This window comes from Gabonia massiliensis, assembly GCF_001403595.1.
GTDB lineage: Bacteria > Bacteroidota > Bacteroidia > Bacteroidales > Coprobacteraceae > Coprobacter > Coprobacter secundus.
Genome location: NZ_LN877940.1, coordinates 1,283,008 through 1,304,845, shown reverse-complemented (window position 1 = coordinate 1,304,845; position 21,838 = coordinate 1,283,008). Strand labels below are relative to the sequence as shown.

At 35.2% G+C, this 21,838-nt stretch carries 25 protein-coding genes; 11 read left to right on the top strand and 14 right to left on the bottom strand.

What is annotated here, in order from left to right; genetic code table 11:
* Positions 1-395 precede the first annotated feature (395 nt).
* Positions 396-1,214 carry a hypothetical protein gene (locus tag BN2628_RS15050; protein WP_044227381.1) on the top strand — a complete coding sequence of 273 codons (819 nt, stop codon included), beginning with the start codon at positions 396-398 and terminating at the stop codon, positions 1,212-1,214.
* Positions 1,215-1,225: 11 nt separating this feature from the next.
* Here the strand turns inward: BN2628_RS15050 and BN2628_RS15045 are convergent, their stop codons facing one another.
* Positions 1,226-2,854 carry a DUF6383 domain-containing protein gene (locus BN2628_RS15045; RefSeq protein WP_154668483.1) on the bottom strand — a complete coding sequence of 543 codons (1,629 nt, stop codon included), beginning with the start codon at positions 2,852-2,854 and terminating at the stop codon, positions 1,226-1,228.
* A gap of 220 nt (positions 2,855-3,074) precedes the next feature.
* On the opposite strand from BN2628_RS15045, the gene BN2628_RS15040 reads away from it, so the two are divergent.
* The 5 genes from BN2628_RS15040 (at position 3,075) to BN2628_RS16915 (ending at position 6,377) form a co-directional block, all read left to right on the top strand.
* Positions 3,075-3,302, top strand: a complete 228-nt coding sequence (locus BN2628_RS15040; protein WP_052431470.1) for a putative signal transducing protein — start codon at positions 3,075-3,077, stop codon at positions 3,300-3,302.
* Positions 3,303-3,361: 59 nt separating this feature from the next.
* A complete protein-coding gene (locus tag BN2628_RS15035) occupies positions 3,362-4,495 on the top strand; it encodes a CapA family protein (protein ID WP_044227384.1) in 1,134 nt (377 codons plus the stop codon).
* Positions 4,496-4,597: 102 nt separating this feature from the next.
* Entirely contained in the window at positions 4,598-4,876 is a 279-nt protein-coding gene (locus BN2628_RS15030; RefSeq protein ID WP_044227387.1) for a tetratricopeptide repeat protein, read from the top strand.
* A 148-nt stretch (positions 4,877-5,024) separates the two neighbouring features.
* Entirely contained in the window at positions 5,025-5,993 is a 969-nt protein-coding gene (gene fmt / locus BN2628_RS15025) for a methionyl-tRNA formyltransferase (protein ID WP_044227389.1), read from the top strand.
* A gap of 3 nt (positions 5,994-5,996) precedes the next feature.
* Positions 5,997-6,377, top strand: a complete 381-nt coding sequence (locus BN2628_RS16915; protein ID WP_074024205.1) for a YbaN family protein — start codon at positions 5,997-5,999, stop codon at positions 6,375-6,377.
* 19 nt (positions 6,378-6,396) lie between these two features.
* Here the strand turns inward: BN2628_RS16915 and BN2628_RS15020 are convergent, their stop codons facing one another.
* From BN2628_RS15020 to rpmB, 4 genes are all read right to left on the bottom strand, one after another.
* Positions 6,397-6,807, bottom strand: coding sequence for a DUF6789 family protein (locus BN2628_RS15020; RefSeq protein WP_044227392.1), 411 nt, complete (start codon positions 6,805-6,807; stop codon positions 6,397-6,399).
* 307 nt (positions 6,808-7,114) lie between these two features.
* Positions 7,115-7,267, bottom strand: coding sequence for a DUF4295 domain-containing protein (locus BN2628_RS16910; protein WP_021930925.1), 153 nt, complete (start codon positions 7,265-7,267; stop codon positions 7,115-7,117).
* 9 nt (positions 7,268-7,276) lie between these two features.
* Entirely contained in the window at positions 7,277-7,465 is a 189-nt protein-coding gene (rpmG, locus tag BN2628_RS15015) for a 50S ribosomal protein L33 (protein ID WP_021930926.1), read from the bottom strand.
* Between the two features lie 11 nt (positions 7,466-7,476).
* A complete protein-coding gene (gene rpmB / locus BN2628_RS15010) occupies positions 7,477-7,716 on the bottom strand; it encodes a 50S ribosomal protein L28 (RefSeq protein ID WP_021930927.1) in 240 nt (79 codons plus the stop codon).
* A gap of 298 nt (positions 7,717-8,014) precedes the next feature.
* Between rpmB and BN2628_RS15005 the strand changes: the two genes are divergently transcribed.
* Positions 8,015-9,169, top strand: a complete 1,155-nt coding sequence (locus BN2628_RS15005) for a glycerate kinase family protein (protein ID WP_055100454.1) — start codon at positions 8,015-8,017, stop codon at positions 9,167-9,169.
* A gap of 4 nt (positions 9,170-9,173) precedes the next feature.
* The gene (locus BN2628_RS15000; protein WP_021930929.1) at positions 9,174-10,394 is read left to right on the top strand and encodes a purple acid phosphatase family protein; all 1,221 of its coding nucleotides are present in this window, start codon (positions 9,174-9,176) and stop codon (positions 10,392-10,394) included.
* A gap of 112 nt (positions 10,395-10,506) precedes the next feature.
* On the opposite strand, the gene BN2628_RS14995 is transcribed toward BN2628_RS15000, so the two are convergent.
* Positions 10,507-11,244, bottom strand: coding sequence for a DUF3784 domain-containing protein (locus BN2628_RS14995; RefSeq protein WP_044227397.1), 738 nt, complete (start codon positions 11,242-11,244; stop codon positions 10,507-10,509).
* Positions 11,245-11,651: 407 nt separating this feature from the next.
* Between BN2628_RS14995 and BN2628_RS14990 the strand changes: the two genes are divergently transcribed.
* Positions 11,652-12,041 carry a T9SS type A sorting domain-containing protein gene (locus tag BN2628_RS14990; protein ID WP_044227400.1) on the top strand — a complete coding sequence of 130 codons (390 nt, stop codon included), beginning with the start codon at positions 11,652-11,654 and terminating at the stop codon, positions 12,039-12,041.
* A gap of 111 nt (positions 12,042-12,152) precedes the next feature.
* Here the strand turns inward: BN2628_RS14990 and rpiB are convergent, their stop codons facing one another.
* Both rpiB and BN2628_RS14980 read right to left on the bottom strand, forming a co-directional pair.
* Positions 12,153-12,605: a ribose 5-phosphate isomerase B gene (rpiB, locus tag BN2628_RS14985; protein ID WP_044227403.1), complete on the bottom strand. Its 453-nt coding sequence runs from the start codon at positions 12,603-12,605 to the stop codon at positions 12,153-12,155.
* Positions 12,606-12,660: 55 nt separating this feature from the next.
* Positions 12,661-14,097, bottom strand: coding sequence for an ATP-binding cassette domain-containing protein (locus tag BN2628_RS14980; protein WP_044227405.1), 1,437 nt, complete (start codon positions 14,095-14,097; stop codon positions 12,661-12,663).
* A gap of 347 nt (positions 14,098-14,444) precedes the next feature.
* Here BN2628_RS14980 and BN2628_RS14975 point away from each other — a divergent pair, with 347 nt between their 5' ends.
* A complete protein-coding gene (locus BN2628_RS14975) occupies positions 14,445-15,656 on the top strand; it encodes a BamA/TamA family outer membrane protein (protein WP_052431472.1) in 1,212 nt (403 codons plus the stop codon).
* Between the two features lie 353 nt (positions 15,657-16,009).
* A complete protein-coding gene (locus BN2628_RS14970; protein WP_052431473.1) occupies positions 16,010-16,633 on the top strand; it encodes a C40 family peptidase in 624 nt (207 codons plus the stop codon).
* A gap of 281 nt (positions 16,634-16,914) precedes the next feature.
* On the opposite strand, the gene BN2628_RS14965 is transcribed toward BN2628_RS14970, so the two are convergent.
* The 6 genes from BN2628_RS14965 to BN2628_RS14940 form a co-directional block, all read right to left on the bottom strand.
* Positions 16,915-17,253, bottom strand: coding sequence for a DUF4491 family protein (locus tag BN2628_RS14965; RefSeq protein ID WP_044227407.1), 339 nt, complete (start codon positions 17,251-17,253; stop codon positions 16,915-16,917).
* A 157-nt stretch (positions 17,254-17,410) separates the two neighbouring features.
* Positions 17,411-17,989 carry a rubrerythrin gene (gene rbr, locus BN2628_RS14960; RefSeq protein WP_055098652.1) on the bottom strand — a complete coding sequence of 193 codons (579 nt, stop codon included), beginning with the start codon at positions 17,987-17,989 and terminating at the stop codon, positions 17,411-17,413.
* Between the two features lie 21 nt (positions 17,990-18,010).
* The gene (locus BN2628_RS14955) at positions 18,011-18,427 is read right to left on the bottom strand and encodes a Fur family transcriptional regulator (protein ID WP_052431474.1); all 417 of its coding nucleotides are present in this window, start codon (positions 18,425-18,427) and stop codon (positions 18,011-18,013) included.
* Between the two features lie 161 nt (positions 18,428-18,588).
* Positions 18,589-18,900 carry a heavy-metal-associated domain-containing protein gene (locus BN2628_RS14950; protein ID WP_044227660.1) on the bottom strand — a complete coding sequence of 104 codons (312 nt, stop codon included), beginning with the start codon at positions 18,898-18,900 and terminating at the stop codon, positions 18,589-18,591.
* A gap of 25 nt (positions 18,901-18,925) precedes the next feature.
* Complete coding sequence (locus tag BN2628_RS14945; RefSeq protein WP_055100450.1) at positions 18,926-21,262, bottom strand: TonB-dependent receptor; 2,337 nt, start codon at positions 21,260-21,262, stop codon at positions 18,926-18,928.
* A 75-nt stretch (positions 21,263-21,337) separates the two neighbouring features.
* Positions 21,338-21,757 (bottom strand): hypothetical protein, encoded by a 420-nt coding sequence (locus BN2628_RS14940; RefSeq protein ID WP_044227409.1) that lies wholly within the window; start codon positions 21,755-21,757, stop codon positions 21,338-21,340.
* Positions 21,758-21,838 lie beyond the last annotated feature (81 nt).

Here is a 21,838-nt window from a genome sequence, read left to right as displayed (position 1 = left end):
TTATACCTCTACTACAAATATATAAAATGTTTCCTTTTTATCGTATGTTAATTATACAAATTATTCTTGCTATATCTTCATTATATTAAAAACATATGCAATATACAATTATCCATTTACATAGCAACTGCCTCATCGACTCGCCTACACATACTCTTTGTGTAACAATTCTAAAATGTTTTTGTTCAAACTTTATCTGCAAAAAAACTTTGGAAAATAATATAAATTTCATACTCAATAACTATTTTTGTCATAAATAATTTATTAAAACCTTATTTACTCAAACACGTATCATCCTAGTTACCGTCCTTACGATTATATTACTATTTACATTCACCGGAGAAAAAGTAGCCCGTTTCAAACAATCAGGGTGGGATAGCAGAGAATATTGTGAAATGGCTCAAACCTTTAGTGAAAAGATAAATGGTGACTCATACAATACATACAAAATACAGCATATACTCCCTTTTGCTCTTATCAATACTATCTTCAATATTTTCGGATGGGACAAAAGCAACACCCAGATAATGACTGCAATGATTATATTATGCATATTGGTTGTCATTGTAAGTCTTATCTGCTTTTTTAAAACCAGCAACACATTACGACTCAACACAACCCTCGAAATCATAGCTTTTTCAGCTATCTTCTATAACTATCCTATTCTAAAACATCTCGGCTACTACCCTCTCCAAACTAACATATTCGCTTTTATGCTCGGTATAATGATCTTTTATTTCTTCATCAAAAGGAAAAAATGGCTTATCATCCTAACAGGAATCCTTCTTATTGTTATTTATAGCTCGGTTTATATAATAATCCATCTACTTGTAAAAGGTGAGAGCAATTTCGATTTGCAAGTTTTAATTGTTCAGACATCCTTACGTGCAACCGCCAAACCTATCGTATTTTTAGAGGCACACTTCATTTACTTCGGTCCTATTGCCCTATTAATCATATTTTTATGGAAATCTTATATCTCATATGTTGCAAAATATGGTTACGGATTCAATTTCCTGGAATTTCCAGCACAACTATATTTCATGAATTCAGGTTCTTGGCAAAACTGGACAACTTATTTTATATTCATGACCATTATTATAATATACGCATTTTTAATATGGTACGGGGTACGGGTATCGCCACAGATGGTACACTCGTCCACAAAAAAAGTAGCTCCACTCACGTTGGAACTACCTTTCTCATACAATTGACATACAAAGTATCAGAATAGAACAACTTTATGAGCCACTCCTTTAGTTTTCACTATATATAATCCTTTAGTAAGAGCAATAGAAACTTGCTGAGAATCACAGAGAGCCTTCTGTACTAAAACTCCTTGTTGATCATAAATTTCTATTTCTGTCCCGATTGCACCCTTGACATATATAAACCCATTAGCAGCATATACTTCCGTTTCTGCTATCATATCAGTCTCCACCGAAACTGTTTCTGAAGCCTTTATTTCAACAGGGACCAATTGTGTCTGAGGCTCACCGTTTCTCTCATAAACTAATATAACTCCCGTTATGTCCTGTTTACCAACCGGTATATTCTGACCAACACATGCCAAATCATTATACTGTATACGAACCGGCAGATTTTCATAGCCACTCAATGAATAACTTGTACTAGCTTCAAAGACTCCGGTTTCCACAAATTCCACCCCTTTGACCTGAATTAGTTTACCTTGATCTCCTACCGTGATTTCCGAAGGATTCTTTACTTCTGCAATCACCTCTTTTCCTGACTCCCCTTTTACAGCATCAGAAATAGGAACAAATTGTAACATACCGAAATATTCCGATAAAGTACCTTGTATCAATGTTATTTCATCTCCAGATACATAATCACCCTGAATTATCCCACTGGCATCATCGATTAATATAGCACCACTATCATCTTGTATATATTTAACATTTCTCGATGATGAAGATAAGGTTACTATGGCTGTCCCTTTGAATGTGTATACAGTATTATCTCCTTCCTCATAAAAAGAACGTAACTCAGCGATATTAGAAGCTGATAATTTCTTACATGTTCCTATCAATTCTACTTCTACACTCTCTGCACCGCTACTGGTTAACGTCAAGGTTGCCTTATGATTTCCCATAGCAGAAGGCCGATAAGTGATTGTCAACGTCCCACCAACAGATGTTAACTCTCCTGAGGTAGTAAAATTTATTTCATCGGATAAGTGAACTGAAATATCATCTGTCAAATCAGATGCTATAATATCCAATGACAAAGATTTTGTCTCACCACTCTCCACTGCACCAAAATCCAAAGAAGAAACAGCACTGATTGTAGGTGTACCATCCGCTTCTATTTGAGTAATTACCACATCATCAATAAAAAAACGCTTTTTATTGGCTGCCGACGCAACAAAAGCAATCTTATCTGTCGCTCCAGTCAACATTCCAGTCACTGTAAATGTCTTCATTTTACCAGCATCACTGTCTACCTCTGGAAGCCCTGTTACTGTTTCTATCTCCAAATCATTCAGCAATATCTTTATATCTGTTTTATCTCCGTCCCACGTACATGCTTTAAATGTCATCGTAAAGGCTCCTGCTTTTGCTTTTTCCAACGAGGGAGTTACCAATTTTCCCATTTTAGAACTCGAACCAAGTTTTACCACTCCAGCTGCAGCATATCCATTTTCGGCTGACCAACCAGAATTTCCCAAATCCAATTTTCCATTAGCTGTCGATCCACTCGTCCCAAACTCACCATCAGCGGCTATCACATTAAAATCCTCACTTAATATCACTACCTCTTTAGCCGCCAATTGGCCCAAACACAAACATGTTATCACAATAGCAACTGCACATTTCAAGTAAAATTTTTTCATAATCATACTTTTAGCTAATTTATATACTTATATATTTAAACTCATGACAAAAGTATCGGGAAGATGTAACAAACAAATGACAAACATTCTACCTTATGATTTCATTCTCATATCATTTTGACTTCATCATAACACGTCTCAACAATATTATATAATAACTTTATCAAAATTATAAGAGGTTATATGACCGACTTTTCTTATATTTGGGAAAAAGAGAATTATGGAAGATAGTAAAATTGTCGTATACAGAACATTTCAGAATGTATATGAAGCCCACGAAGCAAAAAATATACTTGAAGCAAACGGTGTTCCTTGTTTCTTGTCAAACGAAAACATGTCAACACTCTATCCTATTTTCAATGAAGATATAAGTGGAGTCCGATTACAACTATTTGAAAAAGACATTCCTATAGCTGACCAAATTTTGGACAATTTTATGAAAGGATAAAATTATAATAATAGGAAACAAATACTTCTAAGAATAATTCCAACCATAATCTGAAATCAATGATAAAATACTTTATAGCAGCCCTGCTTATATCAGTAGCTTGTACACAAGTAACTAATAAAAAAACATCTGCCAATAAAGATATAGAAGCAATAGAATTTCCTGTTGCCGACACTCTTACTTTGTTATTTGGAGGTGATGCCATGCAACATCTGCCTCAAATTAACTCTGCTCGTACTGATACAGGATACGATTATACATCCTGTCTGGCTCCAGTCAAAAACATCATATCCCAAACTGATATTTCAATAATAAATTTTGAGACCACATTGGGGGATAAACCATATACCGGATATCCGCAATTCAGCTCTCCCGACGAATTCGCCAAAGCATTAAAAGAATGCGGATTCGATATTTTCCTGACAGCAAATAATCATTGTCTCGACCGTTATACCCAAGGAGCCCAACGTACTCTTAACAAATTAGACTCTCTATCTATCACTCATATAGGAACTTATCGAAATTCCTTGGAACGACAGCATAACTATCCTATGATAAAAACAATCAACAACATCCATATCGCATTTCTTAACTATACATACGGAACAAACGGTATTTCCCCTCAAGCCCCCTTTGTTGTAAATCTTATAGATACTCTCCAAATAAAGCAAGATATAAACTCGGCTCGAAATAAAGGTGCAGAATTGCTAATTGCTTGTATGCACTGGGGAGATGAATATTATCGGCATCCGAACAAAACACAAAAGATGCTGGCAAATTGGTTAGAAAAAAACGGAGTACAACTCATTATCGGATCACACCCTCATGTTGTACAACCTATCGAATTACACTCCGATTCAACAGGTTCTGCTCAGTCACTCGTAGCCTATTCATTAGGAAATTTTGTCTCCAACATGCAAAAAAGATATTGTGACGGAGGAATTATGCTAAAAGTGAAAATCTGTAAAGAACACGAACAGATTCGAATCATCTCAGCCGGCTACATCTTGCATTTTACTCGTCGTCCGGCACATGGTGCAGGTCCAGGATACGAAATATTGCCTCTCGCTCATATCTCAGAAAAAAAAGATTCAATTCCCCAACTTCTTTGGACATCTATCTCTCGCTTTGTCAGTGATACCCGCTCTTTAATGGAGCAATATAGTTTTGGTGTAAAAGAAATTATAAATTAATTTCCAAATGCATTTTTTATTATCAGCACATCATTCTTAACTAAAAACAAATTCATTTTTAGTCATCATATTTGTATCTTTGTAATACTTAATATTTAAGTTATGGACTACGATATGACTACAAATCATATAAAATCATTGATTGACAATAATTGTCTCGATGAGGCCATTCATCTTCTTTCTCACCGGATAGAGAGAAACAAAGAAGACGATGAAGCCTACTATTTAATGGGCAATGTATATCGAAAGCAAGGAAATATGAAAATGGCTATGTTTTATTATACGAGCGCAACGGAAATAAACGCACACAGCCCTGCTGCCGAAGCTTACCGTGTATTGCTGGATATTCGTAATTTTATCAATCCGGATTATAATCCATAATTTTTATATAAATTATTTTGACCGGACTAATTTTTTCGTGACAAAAATATCAAGGTATTTTTCTCCTTGAAAGGGAGGTATATTTATTCAAAGTAAAATACGTAATTTTGTCATTTATTATTTTAATTCAAAAAAACGAGCAAACATAATGGAGAAAAAAGACCTCAGAATAGTATACATGGGAACTCCCGACTTTGCAGTTGAGAGCCTTAGACATCTAATCGAAAATAATTACAATGTGGTAGGTGTCATCACTATGCCCGACAAGCCTTCTGGACGCGGTCATAAAATACAATTTTCCCCCGTTAAAGAATACGCTCTATCTCAAAATCTGCCTTTATTACAACCCGAAAAATTGAAAAATGAAGAATTCCTTAACGCTTTGCGTGAGTGGAAAGCCGATTTGCAGATTGTCGTTGCTTTCCGTATGTTACCCGAAGTAGTTTGGAATATGCCACGACTCGGTACTTTTAATTTACACGCATCTCTACTACCTCAATACAGAGGAGCAGCTCCGATAAACTGGGCCATCATTAATGGAGAAACAGAAACCGGTGCCACAACCTTTTTCCTGACACACGAAATCGACACAGGAAAAATAATACTACAAAAACACATGACAATCAATGATACGGATAATGCCGGTTCCGTACATGATCGTCTCATGATAATGGGAGCAGAAATGGTTTCCCAAACCGTAGATATGATACTCGATGGTTCTGTCAACACCATAGAACAAGAATCGATGATAAATAACATCTCTCTCAAATCTGCCCCAAAAATTTTCAAAGAAACCTGTCGCATCGACTGGAATAACTCCGTAAAGAAAATACATAATCTAATTAGAGGACTCTCGCCTTACCCATCGGCATGGAGTGAACTTGAAGCTCCTGACGGTACACGATATCCAATAAAAATATATGAAACCACGTGCTTATCGGAAAATACAAAAATGAAAACAGGAGAAATACGCTGTGACGGGAAAAAATATATTGATGTTGCCTGTGCCGATGGTCTCTTACGCATCAAAACGTTACAACTGGCAGGGAAAAAACGATTAAATGCAGACGAATTGCTCCGAGGGTTTACTATTGATGAAAGATTCCGTTTTATTTAGACGATGAATCAATCATCATCCATTACTCAAATTTTTTTGCTAATAGCAGGCTCGCTCTGTCTGCTATTAGGTGCATTGGGACTTTTTCTTCCTGTACTCCCTACTACCCCATTTTGGCTGCTTACAGCCTGGTGCTACACCAAAGCATCCCCCAAACTTTACCAGCGCATGATGAAAGTTCCCATTTTTGGTAACTGCATACGCAATTATCGCCTATACCACGCTATATCCATCAAAAATAAAATCATCTCTATATCTACCTTATGGATAACAATACTATTATCGATATATCTGGTCAACAAATTATGGATAACGATATTACTATTAATTGTCGCTATAGGAGTTACTTGCCATTTACTCTCGTTCAAGACCTTAAAAAAATAAAAGAATCGAGATAGAAAAACTATCTCGAACGCGTCACAACCATTCCTAATACTGCACCATATACAATATAGGCTATAGCCATACCTGCTGAAGCCACCAACAAATCACTCTCCATTATTTCACTGTCGGACATAAATATGATAATCTGTAAAAGTATAGCAATCAGAAGTCCATATACAGCACCTCTAAATACATTGGAAGGAATCCATTCCAAAACCTTAATAAAAAGAAATGAATATATAATAGCAAACAAACAACCAAAAAATAGGTGTATTAACCATTCGACCCAAATAATTCCACCTGCCCACCCAATCAGAAATTTAGGAGTATCAAATGACAAAATACCAGTCATATTCTCAACTCCGATTACCAAAAGTAAAAAAACAGTCGCAAAAAAACCACCAATCAGAGATAATTGTAACTTTTTCATAAGATTATTCTTTATCCTATCCTTCCATAAACACTTATATCTCGACTTTTGTTTAGCTTTTAAATCGGTTCTTTACCCGCCTTTACAGAATACTATCCTGAGAAAATGGATTATCCATCCCCATTTCCAATAACAAGTATAAATACAATACCTCTTTCACATCCTTTCCAAGAAAAAGATAAAATTCCCCCCTCTTACTATTCTATCAATCCGAACGTCCTATTAATTTACCTGTCATAAAAAAGGGTCTGAATAACCAATGATTGGTTATTCAGACCCTCCTATATATTGTTATAGAAAATCTTACTTATTTAGCAAGAACTTCATTTACTTTTTCATTAGGAACCATTTCTTCCTGGAAGATATAAGCACCTGTCTTAGGAGATTTTACCATTTTAATCACCTTAGAATAAGTACGTCCTTCACCTTTTTGTAATGATGCAACGGTTTTCTTTGCCATGACCTAAACTTATTTAATTTCTTTGTGAATAGTTACTTTTTTCAAGATAGGATTGTATTTTTTCAATTCCAATCTTTCCGTGGTATTTTTTCTGTTCTTGGTGGTAATGTATCTTGATGTACCAGGCATACCACTATTTTTGTGCTCTGTACATTCGAGAATTACTTGTACTCTATTACCTTTAGCTTTCTTTGCCATCTTTCAATTAATTATGCGTTTAAATACCCTTTTTCGGCAGCCTGTTTCAATGCAGCATCCAACCCCACTTTGTTAATGAGACGAAGTCCTGCAGCTGAAATCTTCAAGCTGATCCAACAATCCTGTTCTACCCAATAGAACTTCTTAGTAAACAAGTTGACATTAAATCTTCTCTTTGTGCGTCTCTTTGAATGCGAGACATTATTGCCAACCAATGCTTTCTTTCCGGTAATTTGACAAATCTTCGACATCGCTTTATCTTATTTTTTTATTGATACTTTTTACTGCTTTCACAAACAGAGTGCAAAGTAAATGATTTTACGAATACTATCCAAATTTTTTATTCATTAAATATTTCTCCATTTACACTACTCTATGATTATTTTGGCCTGCATATTTATCTGTCACGAAATATAACAAGCCAGATTCAATTATTCTTACCTCAAAAAGTATTTTGCAAAATATTCAAAAGATATGTGCCAAATTTACAATGATTATATACCTTTACAAAAATTACCAACAGCAAGTACTTTATCAAAAACTGGACTTATGAAAAAAATCGTCATTGCTCCTGATTCTTTCAAAGGCTCTCTGACCTCTCTACAGGTTGCTCAAGCAATAGAAGAAGGAATACATATGACTCTTCCATCAGCCCACGTAATAAAAATCCCTGTTGCCGACGGAGGAGAGGGTACTATGCATACCCTTATCGATGCTCTCCATGGAATATACACAACATGTAAAGTATATAATCCTCTGATGCGTGAAATCACAGCAGAATATGGCATAATAAAAAACTCCGATAGCTATACTGCGATCATTGACATGGCTTCAGCCAGTGGACTGACTCTACTTACGGAAAAAGAGAGAAATCCACTTATAACAAGCACTTATGGGACAGGACAACTTATCGCCGACGCCTATGCTCGAGGGTGTAGGCATTTTATTATAGGGATAGGAGGCAGCGCAACTAACGATGCCGGCAAAGGTATGCTCGAAGCCTTAGGATGTAGATTTTTAGATGCCAATGGACATCCATTAACCCAAGGGGGAGAATCCTTAAACCTATTATCTCACATCGATATATCAGGAGTAAAGGCATCCCTTCTACGCTCTGATTTCACAATTATTTGTGATGTCAATAATCCACTTTACGGAGAATCAGGGGCTGCTCACATATTTGCCAGTCAAAAAGGTGCTTCATTTGCTGCTATAGAAATATTAGACAAAGGCCTACGCAGATTTGCTTTCTGTATAAAAAAACAATTTGGAATTGATATCGCCCATACTCCCGGAGCTGGAGCAGCCGGAGGTATGGGTGCTGCATTTACAACATTTTTTAATGCTACACTCAAATCTGGAATAAAAACCATACTCAAAATATTAGATTTCGAAAAGAGAATTACTGGGGCAGACCTAATTATCACAGGGGAAGGCAAAATCGATAAACAGACCCTCATGGGAAAACTTTCTCAAGGGGTTCTTTTTGCCGCACAAAAAAAATCGATTCCAGTCATTGCTCTTGGTGGAACAATTGAAGACAGGAAACTGCTTACAGACGCAGGATTCTTAGGTGTATTTTGCATACAATCATCCGCAATACCGCTCTCTCAAGCAATGCAACCTGAAATTACGGCAGAAAACCTAAAACAAACTACATCTCAAATTATCAGACTGATATCGTTCAATCATCTTATACCTTAGTATTATGAATCATACAAAATATTTATATTCAAAAGATAAGACTAAACATTGTAAATTGTATTTTATCATAGTAGCAATTTTTACCGGACAGCTATTTCATGCTCAAGCAAAAGAATCAGAATTTATTTTCACCTGCCAGCCTTACTTACAACAAGTTTCCGGAACGGAAGCAACAATCATGTGGGCTACCAACAAAGATGCCGTATCATGGGTAGAAATTGCCCCCAACGATACATTACATTTTTATGCAGCTGAACGTCCCCAATTTTTTGACACGAATTTTGGTCGAAAAAAAATCGGGAAACTGCACAAAATCCGTATTACCGGACTTACACCCGCTACCTCATATCGTTACCGCATTTTTTCCAAAGAAATTACTCATAAAGAACATCAGGATATAAGATACGGACGTACAATTGCCAACGATGTATACAAAGGGAAACCCTACATATTCTCTACCACAGTTCCCTCAAAAAATAAAATACACTTTGCCGTAGTAAACGATATACACGAAAATACAGAACGTTACTCTAGTCTATTTCATGCAATAGATTCTGCTTCATTGGACTTCATGATACTTAACGGAGACATGGTAAATAAAATGGATTCTGCACAACAAATGTATAAAAGTTTTATCAATACTTCTTCACAACTATATGCTAAAACCATTCCTTTTTTTATGGTAAGAGGCAACCATGAAACACGAGGAAACTACTCGGAAGAATACGCTAATCTTTTTCCTTCCCCTACAGGACAACCCTACTATTCTTTTTCCAGAGGTCCCGTATATTTCATCGTACTTGATGGTGGAGAAGACAAACCTGATTCGGATATCGAATATAACGGACTTGCAGATTTTGATAAATATAGAGATGAAGAGGCTATCTGGTTGAAACAAATAATCAACTCAAACGAATATCGAAAAGCATCAGTTCACATTGTCTTGATTCATGTCCCCCCAACAGGTGACACCTGGCATGGGTCACTTGAAGTTCAATCAAAATTTATACCTATTCTCAATAATGCAGGAATAGACCTTATGCTTAGTGGACATATACACCGACATGCATATTACTCTCCAGACAAAACACTATGCAAATTTCCACTATTAATCAATTCAAACCGTCATATTTTAGACATAACAGTTGACAACATGTATATAAATATAAATATGATAAATGAGCAAGGCCTATCTGAAAAGCAATTTAAATTTGACGTAAAATAACCAAACAAATACATCACGACCTTTTGTCCGATTCCACTTTATAAAAAAGAGTTAGTTTTTTAATCACAAATATAAAAATCAAATCAAAACATTCTATTTTCCACACAACTTCCTAGACATTTTCTTTTCTGATAATTCGCTGTTTCAACGTTTTATAAAGAGTCTCCGTTTTTTCTTTATCAGTAAAATTTATATATACAGGCTCCAGCGAACGCCGCATAATAAGGACATAAGGACCATGACCCTCCTCTAAATACAAAATTGCAGGCAAATCATTATCCAGTAAAAAATGCCCCTTACGTATTTCCATCATCGAAAATCCATTTGTTCGTATACGTATTCCCGGCATACTATCGATGAGCTCTACCGACTCTATTGTTTTCAACGGGAAACTTTGTCCATAACTTCCCGATATAGTAACATCCTTCATACTCAACGATACCGAAGGAGACCTGAAAGAATAAAATACAGCTCCACACAATGTCAACGCCACAACAATAACTACCCATACAGACTTAGAGCGATGATATAGCATATTGATATGTGTCCCATGAGAATATTTGTGAATCTGAAAAAATATATAGATAGTAATAGGAAATACAAACACAGGTACTAAGAAATTAATAATCATCGGAGAACCCACCAGCCGTAAAAAACAATGAGATGCAATAATCCCAGCCCCCATAATGACAAAACTATTACATATCATACAAGAAAGACGCCGAATATCTATCTTTTCTTTTTCATTCTTCGACAAAGTATTGTAACCAGCAATAAAACAAGGAAACTTATACACTAAAAAACCTGCAATAATAAGTATACAGCCTGTTATATAATTAGCAAAATCCATAGTATTATTTCATAATTATGTTACAAATTTAATAAAATAGGAAGAAATTACTCCAAATAAATTTATTTTTTGCCCAATTATTCACAGACTACCAAACACAAATTATCACATTGCCAACAAAAATTATCGAAATATAGGAAGAACTGTATAAAAGAATAACCAAAGAACAATTATTTATCTACCTTTCACATTTCTCCTGAGCAAAAGTCTCCCATTATTATGATTGTAATTCTCCCCCCCCCTCTCGTTTTTAATCACTAAAAACTTCAAATTTACATTTCTACAATAAACTATCCTAAAAACTATTTTTCTAAGATTTTCGATAATTAACGAGAAAAGCTTTTTTTTATTGTAAAAAAGAAGTACTTTTATAGCGATTTTAATCTGTTTTTAAAAAACTTAGGGATATGAAAGTGATAAAAATTTCGGGTGTATTGCTTAGCTTGTGGCTGGTGGCAGCTTCAAGTGCTGCACAATCATTACTTCCGGATTATTGGAACGACTCATCCCATGAAGTAGCACAGCCCGTAGACAATGCTGATATGACAGAAGATAATTATGTATTTCAGGGTCAGTCATTAAATAGTGATCAGTCGGACGATGAAATCGAAATCTATAGTAGTGACGGCTATATTTACATACGTTCCTCCAAAAAGCAATCGGCAAAAGTCTTTACTATTTTAGGACAATTGGTTTTCAATGGAAATGTAGGGCCTGGACTTACAGAGATACAAATGCAACCACGAGGAATTTACATTGTCAAAGTTGGCTCAGTAACTCAGAAGGTTGCATTGTAAAATTGGGATTACACCTAACGCTAAAGAAACATTATTATAGAAAGCGGAATAAATTATTAAATTTATCCCGCTTTGTTTTTTTGAAACACTTAATCGAGCCTTATCAAAAAACTATATTACAGGAATTTTTCCTATTCGCTTTTGATGCCTCCCTCCCTCAAATGGAGTAGAAAGAAATGTCTCAACTATTGATTTCGCTGTAGGATGATCAATAAACCGACCAGGCATAACACAAACATTAGCATCATTATGCAAACGTGCTAAACGGCTTATTTCCTCAATCCAGCATAAAGCCGCTCTTATACTTTGATGTTTATTCAATGTCATATTTATTCCATTCCCACTACCACAAATAGCTATTCCGGGATAACATTCGCCTTTTTCAACAGCAATCGCTAAAGGATGGGCAAAATCCGGATAATCGACACTTTCTGTCGAATAAGTTCCAAAATCATGAAAAGGAATATTTTTTCCAGTCAAAAGCTGTTTCACATACTCTTTCAACTCATAGCCTGCATGATCGCTTGCTAACCCTACTGGAATATTTTTTTTCAAAATTGTCATTTTGTTATCTGTTAGAATTCAAAAATATACAAAAGTAAAAAATACATTTGTATAATCAACAATTCTTCTTTAAATTAAATCGATGATCAATACAACTTGGCATTTCGTCAGGATAGTGTGTTACATATATCAATGTTTTCCCCGGACGATTACAAAACTTTTCAATAACAAACCCAGCCTTCTTTTTGTTCGCAATATCCAGTCCATGCAAAGGTTCATCAAGAATAAGAAGATCGGGATCCTTGACAAATGCACGAGCTAATAAAACAAGACGTTGTTCTCCGGAAGATAAACTCAAAAACGAACGCTCATGCAAATGTAAAATTCCAAAAACTTCCATCCAGTTCATCGCAATACGTTCTTGCTCAGACGAACACTTCCGATAAAGTCCTACAGAATCAAAAAAGCCAGATCCCACAATCTGCACAGCAGGAACATTTTCCATATAATAAAGATGCATTTCGGGAGAAACATATCCAATACGTTTTTTTATCTCCCATATACTTTCTCCTGTACCCCGTTTTCGGTCAAAAAGATATAATGTATTAGCATACGATTGAGGATTATCAGCATATATTAAACTTAAAAGAGTAGACTTTCCTGCCCCATTCGGCCCCAATAAAGCCCACTTTTCGCCATTCTTTACCTCCCAGTCGAGTTCTTTAAGTATGATACGTTTACCATATTTTATATTTACTTTCTCCATTCTGAAAGTAACATTATGTTCCGAAACTCTTGAAACCTGAATTGGCAGGCCGATATCTCGAAAACTTACGGGAAACAATTTCCTCATCAAAACTGTATCAGAAAGGAACTCTTCTCTTTTAACAGGATTTCCACATTCACAATTACAAATAGGAAGTACATCTGTAATCATATCCGGTATATCTTGTGGATTCGACAATAAAAGAACTACATGTAACCCGTTTAACTCACTCATTTGTTTCAAAAGTTCATTCAGAATACCTCGTGATGAAGCATCTAACCCAATAAAAGGATTATCGAGAATAAGAATACGAGGTCGAGTCAACAATATCCTGAATATAAGAAATTTACGAAGTTCACCACTGGATAAATATATCACCAACTTATCAAGCATTTCTCCGATATTAAAATACTTGAAAAGTCCATCGATAACCTCATCATTCTGATTTTTATCCAACAATTCACGTACTGTAGGGACACCGTCAGTTTCAGTAGAATGCCAACGCTGTTGGTAATAAGTCGTTTTGCTATCAGCAAAAGAATGAATATCCTTAAATGCTATAGACTTTATCTTTTCAGAAATATTTTCATCTTCATGAAAAATAATTTCACCCTCTCTCAATGCCAATTTTTTCTGCATTAAATCAGCCAATAGTGTCTTCCCCGCACCATTAGGTCCGATAATCGCCCATTGTTCTCCTTCTTTGATTTCCCAATTTATAGGTTTTCGAAATCGTAATTCAGGTATACGGGGAACCAAATCGTGTAATTTTAGAATCGTTTTCATATCTTTAAAACAACTGTACAAAAATATGCAAATTAGTTTAGAGTGGTAAATAAACAATTAAGAAACATCTTTTAGTACCATTTACTATCTTATTCCAATATACCCAGTTTCCTAAACTTTAAATAAAAAAAGCAAATCATTATTGACAATATACATTTTATTTGAAAATAAAAGTACTTGATTATTAAAAATTAAGAAGATTTCGACAAAACGAGGGAAAACTGATAGAAACAAAAGAAGTTTTCTATTATCTTTGTCGTACAATAAAAGCGCCAAAAATATCTGTAAAAAAACAATAAACTAATTTGTAACAATCCTCATTAAGGATAGATTTGAACATCCATTTTATGAAAGAGATTAAAATTCTCACGGCTATATGCTTATTTATGATTTCGACAATTTCGGCGGCTACATTGACCGATAGCATACCAGCCGGAGAAATTCTTACAAATATCGTACCCGATTCTATCGATTCGACGAAAACTACAGTCGACTCCATTACAAAAAAAAGAACTTTTTTCCGTCGTTTTGCCGACTATTTTGTTAATGCCAACAAACCTCATCCAAATAAAAAATTTGATTTCAGTATCATAGGCGGACCACAATATTCGAGCACAACCTCTTTGGGTATTGGCTTAGTTGCTGCAGGAGTCTATCGTATGGACCAGCACGATACCATTACTCAACCATCAGTAATGTCCGTCTACGGAAACGTTTCGATTACAGGATTCTATTTATTAGGTGTACGCGGAACCAATATTTTTCCGGGAGATAAATATCGGTTATTATACAATCTATATTTTTTCTCTTTCCCCAGTAATTTCTGGGGTTGGGGATACCACGATGGAGCCAATAAAGACAATAAAAGTACCTACCTCAGATTACAAAACCAAGTAAAATTCGATTTCTTATTCCGTTTGTCCCATAACTTATACTTAGGACCGATGGTCAGTTTCGATTATGTTTCAGGACGAGATTTTTCAAAACCCGAATTATTACATGGGCAAGAAAAAACGACCTTAACCACCGGAATTGGAGCCTCCATATCATATGATACCAGAGATTTGATAACAAATGCTTACAAAGGTATATATGTTAAATTTGAACAAGGTATATATCCATCATTTATGGGAAATAAATATGCTTTTTATATGACAGACGTTATTGTAGACTGGTACAAAAAGATATGGAAAGGAGGCGTCATAGCCATTGACTTCCATAGCAAATTTAACTACGGAGATGTGCCTTGGACAATGATGAGCCGTTTAGGAGGTGTTGCCCGTATGCGCGGATACTATGAAGGCCAATACAGAGATAATAATATAACCGAATTACAAGTAGAACTACGTCAGCACATATGGCGTCGTAATGGCATTGCAGTATGGGCTGGAGCAGCAAATGTATACAAAGATTTCAAAACATTCAATTTCAAACAAACACTTCCCAACTATGGCATCGGTTACCGTTGGGAGTTTAAAAAACGAGTAAATGTACGGCTCGATTTAGGCTTTGGAAAAGGCAGTACAGGTTTTATGTTTAACATCAACGAAGCATTCTAAATAACATCTTAAAAAAATGAGCGCCTTAATACCCTGAACTACTTGAATATAATCAACATATTTCATCACTAAAAAATCGATATGCCATATTTTTAGAAGAATCTTTATATAATCCAATAATAATTTACCATTGAAAAAGTCCCTATACATCATAATTATAACGACCAAATAATATTCAATATCTTAAACAGCGAAAAGAATAGATTTGAGGCAAAAAAGTATAACAAAATATGTAAAACACACAATGTTAATAAGTGATAATAATCAAACAATAAATAATTAACTGTATTGCATTTTTTATATTAAACACTTAATTTTGTAAGATACGTGAATGTTAATTTAAGCACCGGAAAATGGAGTATCCAAAATTAAAAAACAATATATTATCCCTATTTTTTATTGTATTCATACTCTTTGCTTTACCCTTATTTGCAACAGTAAAAGCACAAAATACACATCATTCCCAGGCCAAGTATATATCACCTATCGGTCATAAAACTATTATGGAACTGGCAAAACCTTCTGTTTACATCGAAGACCTTGTCCCTTCCATTTCTGTCGTAAACAAAGACGACACATCTGATGACATAGTAGACAATTTACTTAAATATGCTTTCAAATTTAAAGGTCGCCCATATCGTAGTGGAAGTAAAGGTCCATCGAGTTTTGACTGCTCAGGTTTTACATGTTATGTATTCAAAAAGTTATCGATGACTTTGAACGCTTCATCAGCCTCTCAATACCGACAGGGTAAATCTGTAACACGAGATGAATTGAAACCCGGAGATTTAGTATTCTTCAAAGGTCGAAATACAACAACTTCAAGGGTTGGACATGTAGGGTTAGTATCAGAAGTATTACCCAATGGAAGTTTCAAATTCATACACGCCTCCTGCTCAAAAGGCATCTGTGAAGAATCGATAAATTCTACTTACTATTCAAAACGTTATATCGGAGCGCGTCGGGTTATCGACTAATTGTAAAAAGAAAGACTAATTGAACAATATATTTTTCAATAAACAGAGTTTTATTCATCTGTTTATTCTTCAAAAGCAGAAGCCTGAGAAGGTCCCCTGCTTTTTGATTATTCATAAACTAAATCTTTCTTAATGATAAACGGCCGCTTCGGATGTAATGAACAAATATAGATACAAAAATTTAAGCTTATTAGAATAACTGCCCAATGACTTAAACAAAAATTGATTAAAAAAGACAAGTTCAAATCATAAAAAACAAATCCTACAAATCCACTTTTTCATCACTTTTCATGACTTCTTATTTCATCATCCCACGGATACTTCCTTTTTGGATTTCGAGGAAACCATCCTTTTTTTACACGTTGTTCCTGCTCAAATATTTCTTTTATTGTCCAAAAAGAAGAGAAAGCGAATACCCCTAACAATGCGGCCCATAATACATTAGACGTACATATTGAAAATATAATTCCGATTACTCCTAAAACAAGAAAAAGCCACCAGCCCTTCGTGCCCCAATAGTATTCCACTTTGACAACAACAGGATGAAAAAGACCGATAATCAAAAAAGTAGATATACCAATTACGAGTCCCAACAAGTGATAATCTTCCAAAAAATCCATTCTACTAAAAAATTATTTAATATCAAAAAAGTGTTTCAGAATGAAGGTAACAGTTACCCTATTCTAAAACACTTATCATCACAGTTAAGTTCGGTTATATTCTTAATTATGCAAATATACTGATAAAATCAGTCTGTCGTTCAAGTAAGCAAATTATTTAATAATTATTTTTCTTACGTTCGAAGTATGCTTGTGGATGTGCACATGCCGGACATTTTTCTGGAGCTTTCTTCCCCTTATGTACATAACCGCAATTACGGCATTGCCATTCGATTTCTTCGTCCTCTTCAAAGAATTTACCTGCTTCAACACGTTCCAGTAACTTACGGTAACGAGCTTCATGCTCAGCCTCAACTTTAGCTACCATTCTAAATGTCACAGCAATTGCTTTAAATCCTTCCTCATCAGCAATACGGGCAAATTCAGGATAAAGATCAGCCCACTCTTCATTTTCACCTTCTGCTGCAGCCTTCAAATTCTCAACCGTAGTACCAATAACCCCAGCAGGATAAGAAGCTGTAATTTCAACCATTCCTCCTTCAAGATATTTAAAAAACTTCTTAGCATGTTCTTTTTCTTGTTCGGCAGTTTCCATAAACACTCCCGCAATCTGTTCATAACCTTCTTTTTTCGCTACACTGGCAAAAAATGTATAACGACTGCGTGCCTGAGATTCGCCGGCAAATGATTTCAATAAATTTTGTTCTGTCCTTGTTCCTTTAATACTTTTTTCCATTTCTCTTTAGTTTTTGGGTTATTATTCTCCTATATTTCCTATTAATTGCAAATTAATTTTTTCTAATTTAAATCCAGGTATTTTTTTATTTTGAATATGTTTTCGAATAATATCCGAAAGCTCTTCATCATAATAATCAGCAATCTCATGCTTATTAGAGCAATATAAATGATGGTGTTCGTGTACATCAACATCAAAATACATGCGGTTATCTCCTGTCAGTACTTTATTTATGAGTCCGCTTTTGAAAAAAAACTCAAGTACATTATAAACCGTCGCAACAGAAACTAAAGGCGTTTTACTTCTAACCTGCTCAATCACTTCTTCAGCGCAAGGATGCTTCAACTCCATTAAAGCCTTATACACCACAACTCTTTGAGGTGTTGCTTTTATACCTTTAGACTTAAACATATCTATTATCTCTATATCACTCATCATCCATTCCTCATTTTGATAATGCAAATATAATTAGAATAATTCTAAATTAAAAATTATTCTAATCTAATTTTACAATAATTAACAAAATGATAAGGCTATGATAATAAATACAAAAAAGGCAGTTAAAAAAACTGCCTTAAACTGTTTTATATATAGAACAATTACTGTTTATCACACTCCTTTACTGGTTCAGCTTTTATCTTAAGAGATGAAAAACCTTTTATTATATTCTTATCATTGTTCTTTCTCACATCATATACAACTGTTACTTTCTTCTTTGCAAGATCTACTTGCACATCTTTAATACCTTTTCCTAAAGAAGGGACATTATTCATAATCTTTTTGACACAATTCTCACATACAATATCCGTTTTGAATACAGTAGTTACGACTTTCTTTTGTCCCGTTTCCTGAGCCTCACTAATCCCAATTCCAAGTATTAGTGCAAAACAAATAATTAAAATTCTTTTCATTTTCATATCAATTTTCAATATCTAACTAATACAAATTCAAACGGAACCCGGCATAGAACTTCCGTCCCATCAAAGGGCCCCATACATTCATCGAATTAAAACCAGCCGAATAAGGTTCTGATGCATTCAATATCGGATCCGCCTGCCGATAATCACCTATATTTTCACAACCAATGTAAATATCGAATTTACCAATTTTATGCGTTATCTGTGCATAAAAAACCGGATAATGTGGAGAATAATAACTATCCTGAAGATTAGCGGTTTGTGTAGGTATACGCATAGGCCCATTAAACTGGGCTGTAGCATCAAACACCCAACGACGAAATTTCGTCGCATATTGCATATTCAACAATGTCTTATATCTGCTCACCAATGGTCTTTCGACATGGATATATTTTTCTCCATGCCGACGAACAGTTACTTCACTATCTGTATATCGGAATGTAGCAAAAATATCAAACCGAGCAACAGGCGTCCATGAAAAGTCTACCTGATAAGTATTGGTAAACGAGCGCTTACCCGTATTATAAAAAACTATTTTATCTGCAAACATTTCTTGATCCACAATTACAGTATTATAGAATTGTGTACGAAAATAATCAAAACTCAATGATGCATCATTTGAACCAACCAAAGAAAATGTCTGAGTTATACTACCTCCAACCGTAAGGGCCTTTTCCATACGGTCAAAAGTCCTCATATCCGGAATTTCAATTTGCCGTCCTGTCGCCAATACACCAATATTATCAGTAATGATATTGGTCGAGCGATAACCCAGTCCGGCAGAAGCTCGTAATGTTGTCAACGGAAAAATATTCCACTTAATATGACCACGAGGTGTCAGGAAAAAACGATTATAATAACGATTATAATCTCCTCTCGCCCCAAGAACTACCGAAAATCTGTCCCTAAAAGCATATGTATATTCAGCATAAGCACCAATCTCTCCCTCATCACGATCAAAATTATAATATTTCATCTGCTCTGGCAATTCGGTCAGCCATGGAGTTCGATTGGTTAGCCCCTCCCGATAATATGAAAAATACATCTGTGTGCCAACAATAAGAGAAGAACGATAGGTAAAATAATGGTTATACATCAAATTAGCCGAAACCAAATTTTCATTCCCAGTATAATCATTTAACCCCCAATAAGCATTCTCGTTAAAATGATCAAAATCTGCTACCAATGCCACATTTGAGCGTTTTTCATCATTTTCGTCAGAATCATAAACAGCTTTTCCGACAGGCATTGCAATTTTCAAGTAACCGTTAATATTGCGATTCTTAATAAACGAGCCGTATAAAGGCTTATTTTTACTGCTCCAATCAGAATACATAGCCTCACGCATATTTTCCGAATCGTTATATCCCAACATCCCGCCTAAACGATTCTCTTGTACAAACTTCCATCCCCAACGCATTTGCATGCCATTATCTGCCATATATAACCAACGGTTAGCTACATTTACCTGATCTGATTTGGGCAAATCCCGAAAATGGTCGTGATTATGGTCAATTTTGCGAACATCTGTATCTACAGAACCGTGCAACAAAATGATACTCGACAATTTCTTATTTTTCGTCACTGGAAATGCCGTAGAAACATTAGCTTCTGTACGTAGCTCATCGTCGACATATACATTTACAAACAATCTCTCGTCGTCCACTGGCTTACGATATTCCAAATTAATTTGTCCGGTAATAGCTTCATGCCCAGCAGTAACGGACGATACACCTTTGGACACTTGAATAGAATTAAGCCACATCCCCGGTGTATACCCCAATCCGTAAGGTGCACTAAGACCTCGCATTATCGGCCGGTTTTCATCAAGTATTTGTGTATATGTCCCGGCCAATCCAAGCATCTTTATCTGACGCGCTCCCGAAATCGCATCACTATAACCTACCGTCACTGAAGCCGAATTCTCAAAACTTTCGGCAAGATTACAACAAGCCATTTTAGTCAATCCAGCAAAAGTAATCAGTTCATTTTTTGCAATACCGTCACGTTTTATCAAATTTCCCCTTTGAATACCTTCAATAACTATATCATTTAAAGCGACTTCCTGCTCCTGAAGCAAAAATCGTACATAATCGTTATTGTTATTCTTTTTCAAATCCAACGTATCATTGATATATCCCAAATATGAAGCTACAAGTTTACTATAACCCTTTACTTTATGAATCGAAAAACGACCTATGCTGTCAGTACTTACCCCAGCATTCGTCTCTGCCCAATAAACCGAAGCTCCAATAAGAGGTTCTCCGTCAGAACCAAAAACCTCTCCCCGCAATCCCTGGGCAAAAAGGACTCCACTTGCAATAAAATCAAAAAACAATATGATTAGAAATTTCATTTTTCCCATAAATATCTATATTTTATTAAAAAGATACACAAAAAACACTAAACCTTCTGGCTTCAATGTTACTTTTTAACTAAATATAGGTGGCGCTCGTAAACCTGTCGCAGATGAAAGAACATCCGATATAAAAAAGACAAACTGTTCTACAATACTTTCACTCGTATAAAAAGGTTCCTGACATAAACTTCTAACTCCTATTTTAGGAGGCAAACTCAATATTACGATACGAACATTATAATCTTCTTTCTGAAACAAAGAGCTTATATAAGAATACCCCTTTATAGAATGATTACAACAACATATCATTCCGGTCCTGTCCGAAACCGGAATATCACTTTTACAAACAGCCTCTCCCGTATGGCAACAATCAGCGCTTTTACAGTTTCCTACACCATAGATACATGTACTAATAATCAATAACTGTCCTCCCATCACTGCCAAAAAGACGATGAATAACAGTAATGATATAAATTTTTTTCGTTGTGACATGCTTATATATTTCCTCCTTAGAACAGACAAAGGTAATAGGAAATAATGAAAAAAATTTTACAAAATTGTGGGATAGATTTA

Bases quoted from the DNA above. Each gene is read 5' to 3' on its own strand.
- BN2628_RS15050 (WP_044227381.1), top strand. From the start codon at position 396: ATGGCTCAAACCTTTAGTGAAAAGATAAATGGTGACTCATACAATACA.
- BN2628_RS15045 (WP_154668483.1), bottom strand. From the start codon at position 2,854: ATGAAAAAATTTTACTTGAAATGTGCAGTTGCTATTGTGATAACATGT.
- BN2628_RS15040 (WP_052431470.1), top strand. From the start codon at position 3,075: ATGGAAGATAGTAAAATTGTCGTATACAGAACATTTCAGAATGTATAT.
- BN2628_RS15035 (WP_044227384.1), top strand. From the start codon at position 3,362: ATGATAAAATACTTTATAGCAGCCCTGCTTATATCAGTAGCTTGTACA.
- BN2628_RS15030 (WP_044227387.1), top strand. From the start codon at position 4,598: ATGGACTACGATATGACTACAAATCATATAAAATCATTGATTGACAAT.
- fmt (WP_044227389.1), top strand. From the start codon at position 5,025: ATGGAGAAAAAAGACCTCAGAATAGTATACATGGGAACTCCCGACTTT.
- BN2628_RS16915 (WP_074024205.1), top strand. From the start codon at position 5,997: ATGAATCAATCATCATCCATTACTCAAATTTTTTTGCTAATAGCAGGC.
- BN2628_RS15020 (WP_044227392.1), bottom strand. From the start codon at position 6,807: ATGAAAAAGTTACAATTATCTCTGATTGGTGGTTTTTTTGCGACTGTT.
- BN2628_RS16910 (WP_021930925.1), bottom strand. From the start codon at position 7,267: ATGGCAAAGAAAACCGTTGCATCATTACAAAAAGGTGAAGGACGTACT.
- rpmG (WP_021930926.1), bottom strand. From the start codon at position 7,465: ATGGCAAAGAAAGCTAAAGGTAATAGAGTACAAGTAATTCTCGAATGT.
- rpmB (WP_021930927.1), bottom strand. From the start codon at position 7,716: ATGTCGAAGATTTGTCAAATTACCGGAAAGAAAGCATTGGTTGGCAAT.
- BN2628_RS15005 (WP_055100454.1), top strand. From the start codon at position 8,015: ATGAAAAAAATCGTCATTGCTCCTGATTCTTTCAAAGGCTCTCTGACC.
- BN2628_RS15000 (WP_021930929.1), top strand. From the start codon at position 9,174: ATGAATCATACAAAATATTTATATTCAAAAGATAAGACTAAACATTGT.
- BN2628_RS14995 (WP_044227397.1), bottom strand. From the start codon at position 11,244: ATGGATTTTGCTAATTATATAACAGGCTGTATACTTATTATTGCAGGT.
- BN2628_RS14990 (WP_044227400.1), top strand. From the start codon at position 11,652: ATGAAAGTGATAAAAATTTCGGGTGTATTGCTTAGCTTGTGGCTGGTG.
- rpiB (WP_044227403.1), bottom strand. From the start codon at position 12,605: ATGACAATTTTGAAAAAAAATATTCCAGTAGGGTTAGCAAGCGATCAT.
- BN2628_RS14980 (WP_044227405.1), bottom strand. From the start codon at position 14,097: ATGAAAACGATTCTAAAATTACACGATTTGGTTCCCCGTATACCTGAA.
- BN2628_RS14975 (WP_052431472.1), top strand. From the start codon at position 14,445: ATGAAAGAGATTAAAATTCTCACGGCTATATGCTTATTTATGATTTCG.
- BN2628_RS14970 (WP_052431473.1), top strand. From the start codon at position 16,010: ATGGAGTATCCAAAATTAAAAAACAATATATTATCCCTATTTTTTATT.
- BN2628_RS14965 (WP_044227407.1), bottom strand. From the start codon at position 17,253: ATGGATTTTTTGGAAGATTATCACTTGTTGGGACTCGTAATTGGTATA.
- rbr (WP_055098652.1), bottom strand. From the start codon at position 17,989: ATGGAAAAAAGTATTAAAGGAACAAGGACAGAACAAAATTTATTGAAA.
- BN2628_RS14955 (WP_052431474.1), bottom strand. From the start codon at position 18,427: ATGATGAGTGATATAGAGATAATAGATATGTTTAAGTCTAAAGGTATA.
- BN2628_RS14950 (WP_044227660.1), bottom strand. From the start codon at position 18,900: ATGAAAAGAATTTTAATTATTTGTTTTGCACTAATACTTGGAATTGGG.
- BN2628_RS14945 (WP_055100450.1), bottom strand. From the start codon at position 21,262: ATGAAATTTCTAATCATATTGTTTTTTGATTTTATTGCAAGTGGAGTC.
- BN2628_RS14940 (WP_044227409.1), bottom strand. From the start codon at position 21,757: ATGTCACAACGAAAAAAATTTATATCATTACTGTTATTCATCGTCTTT.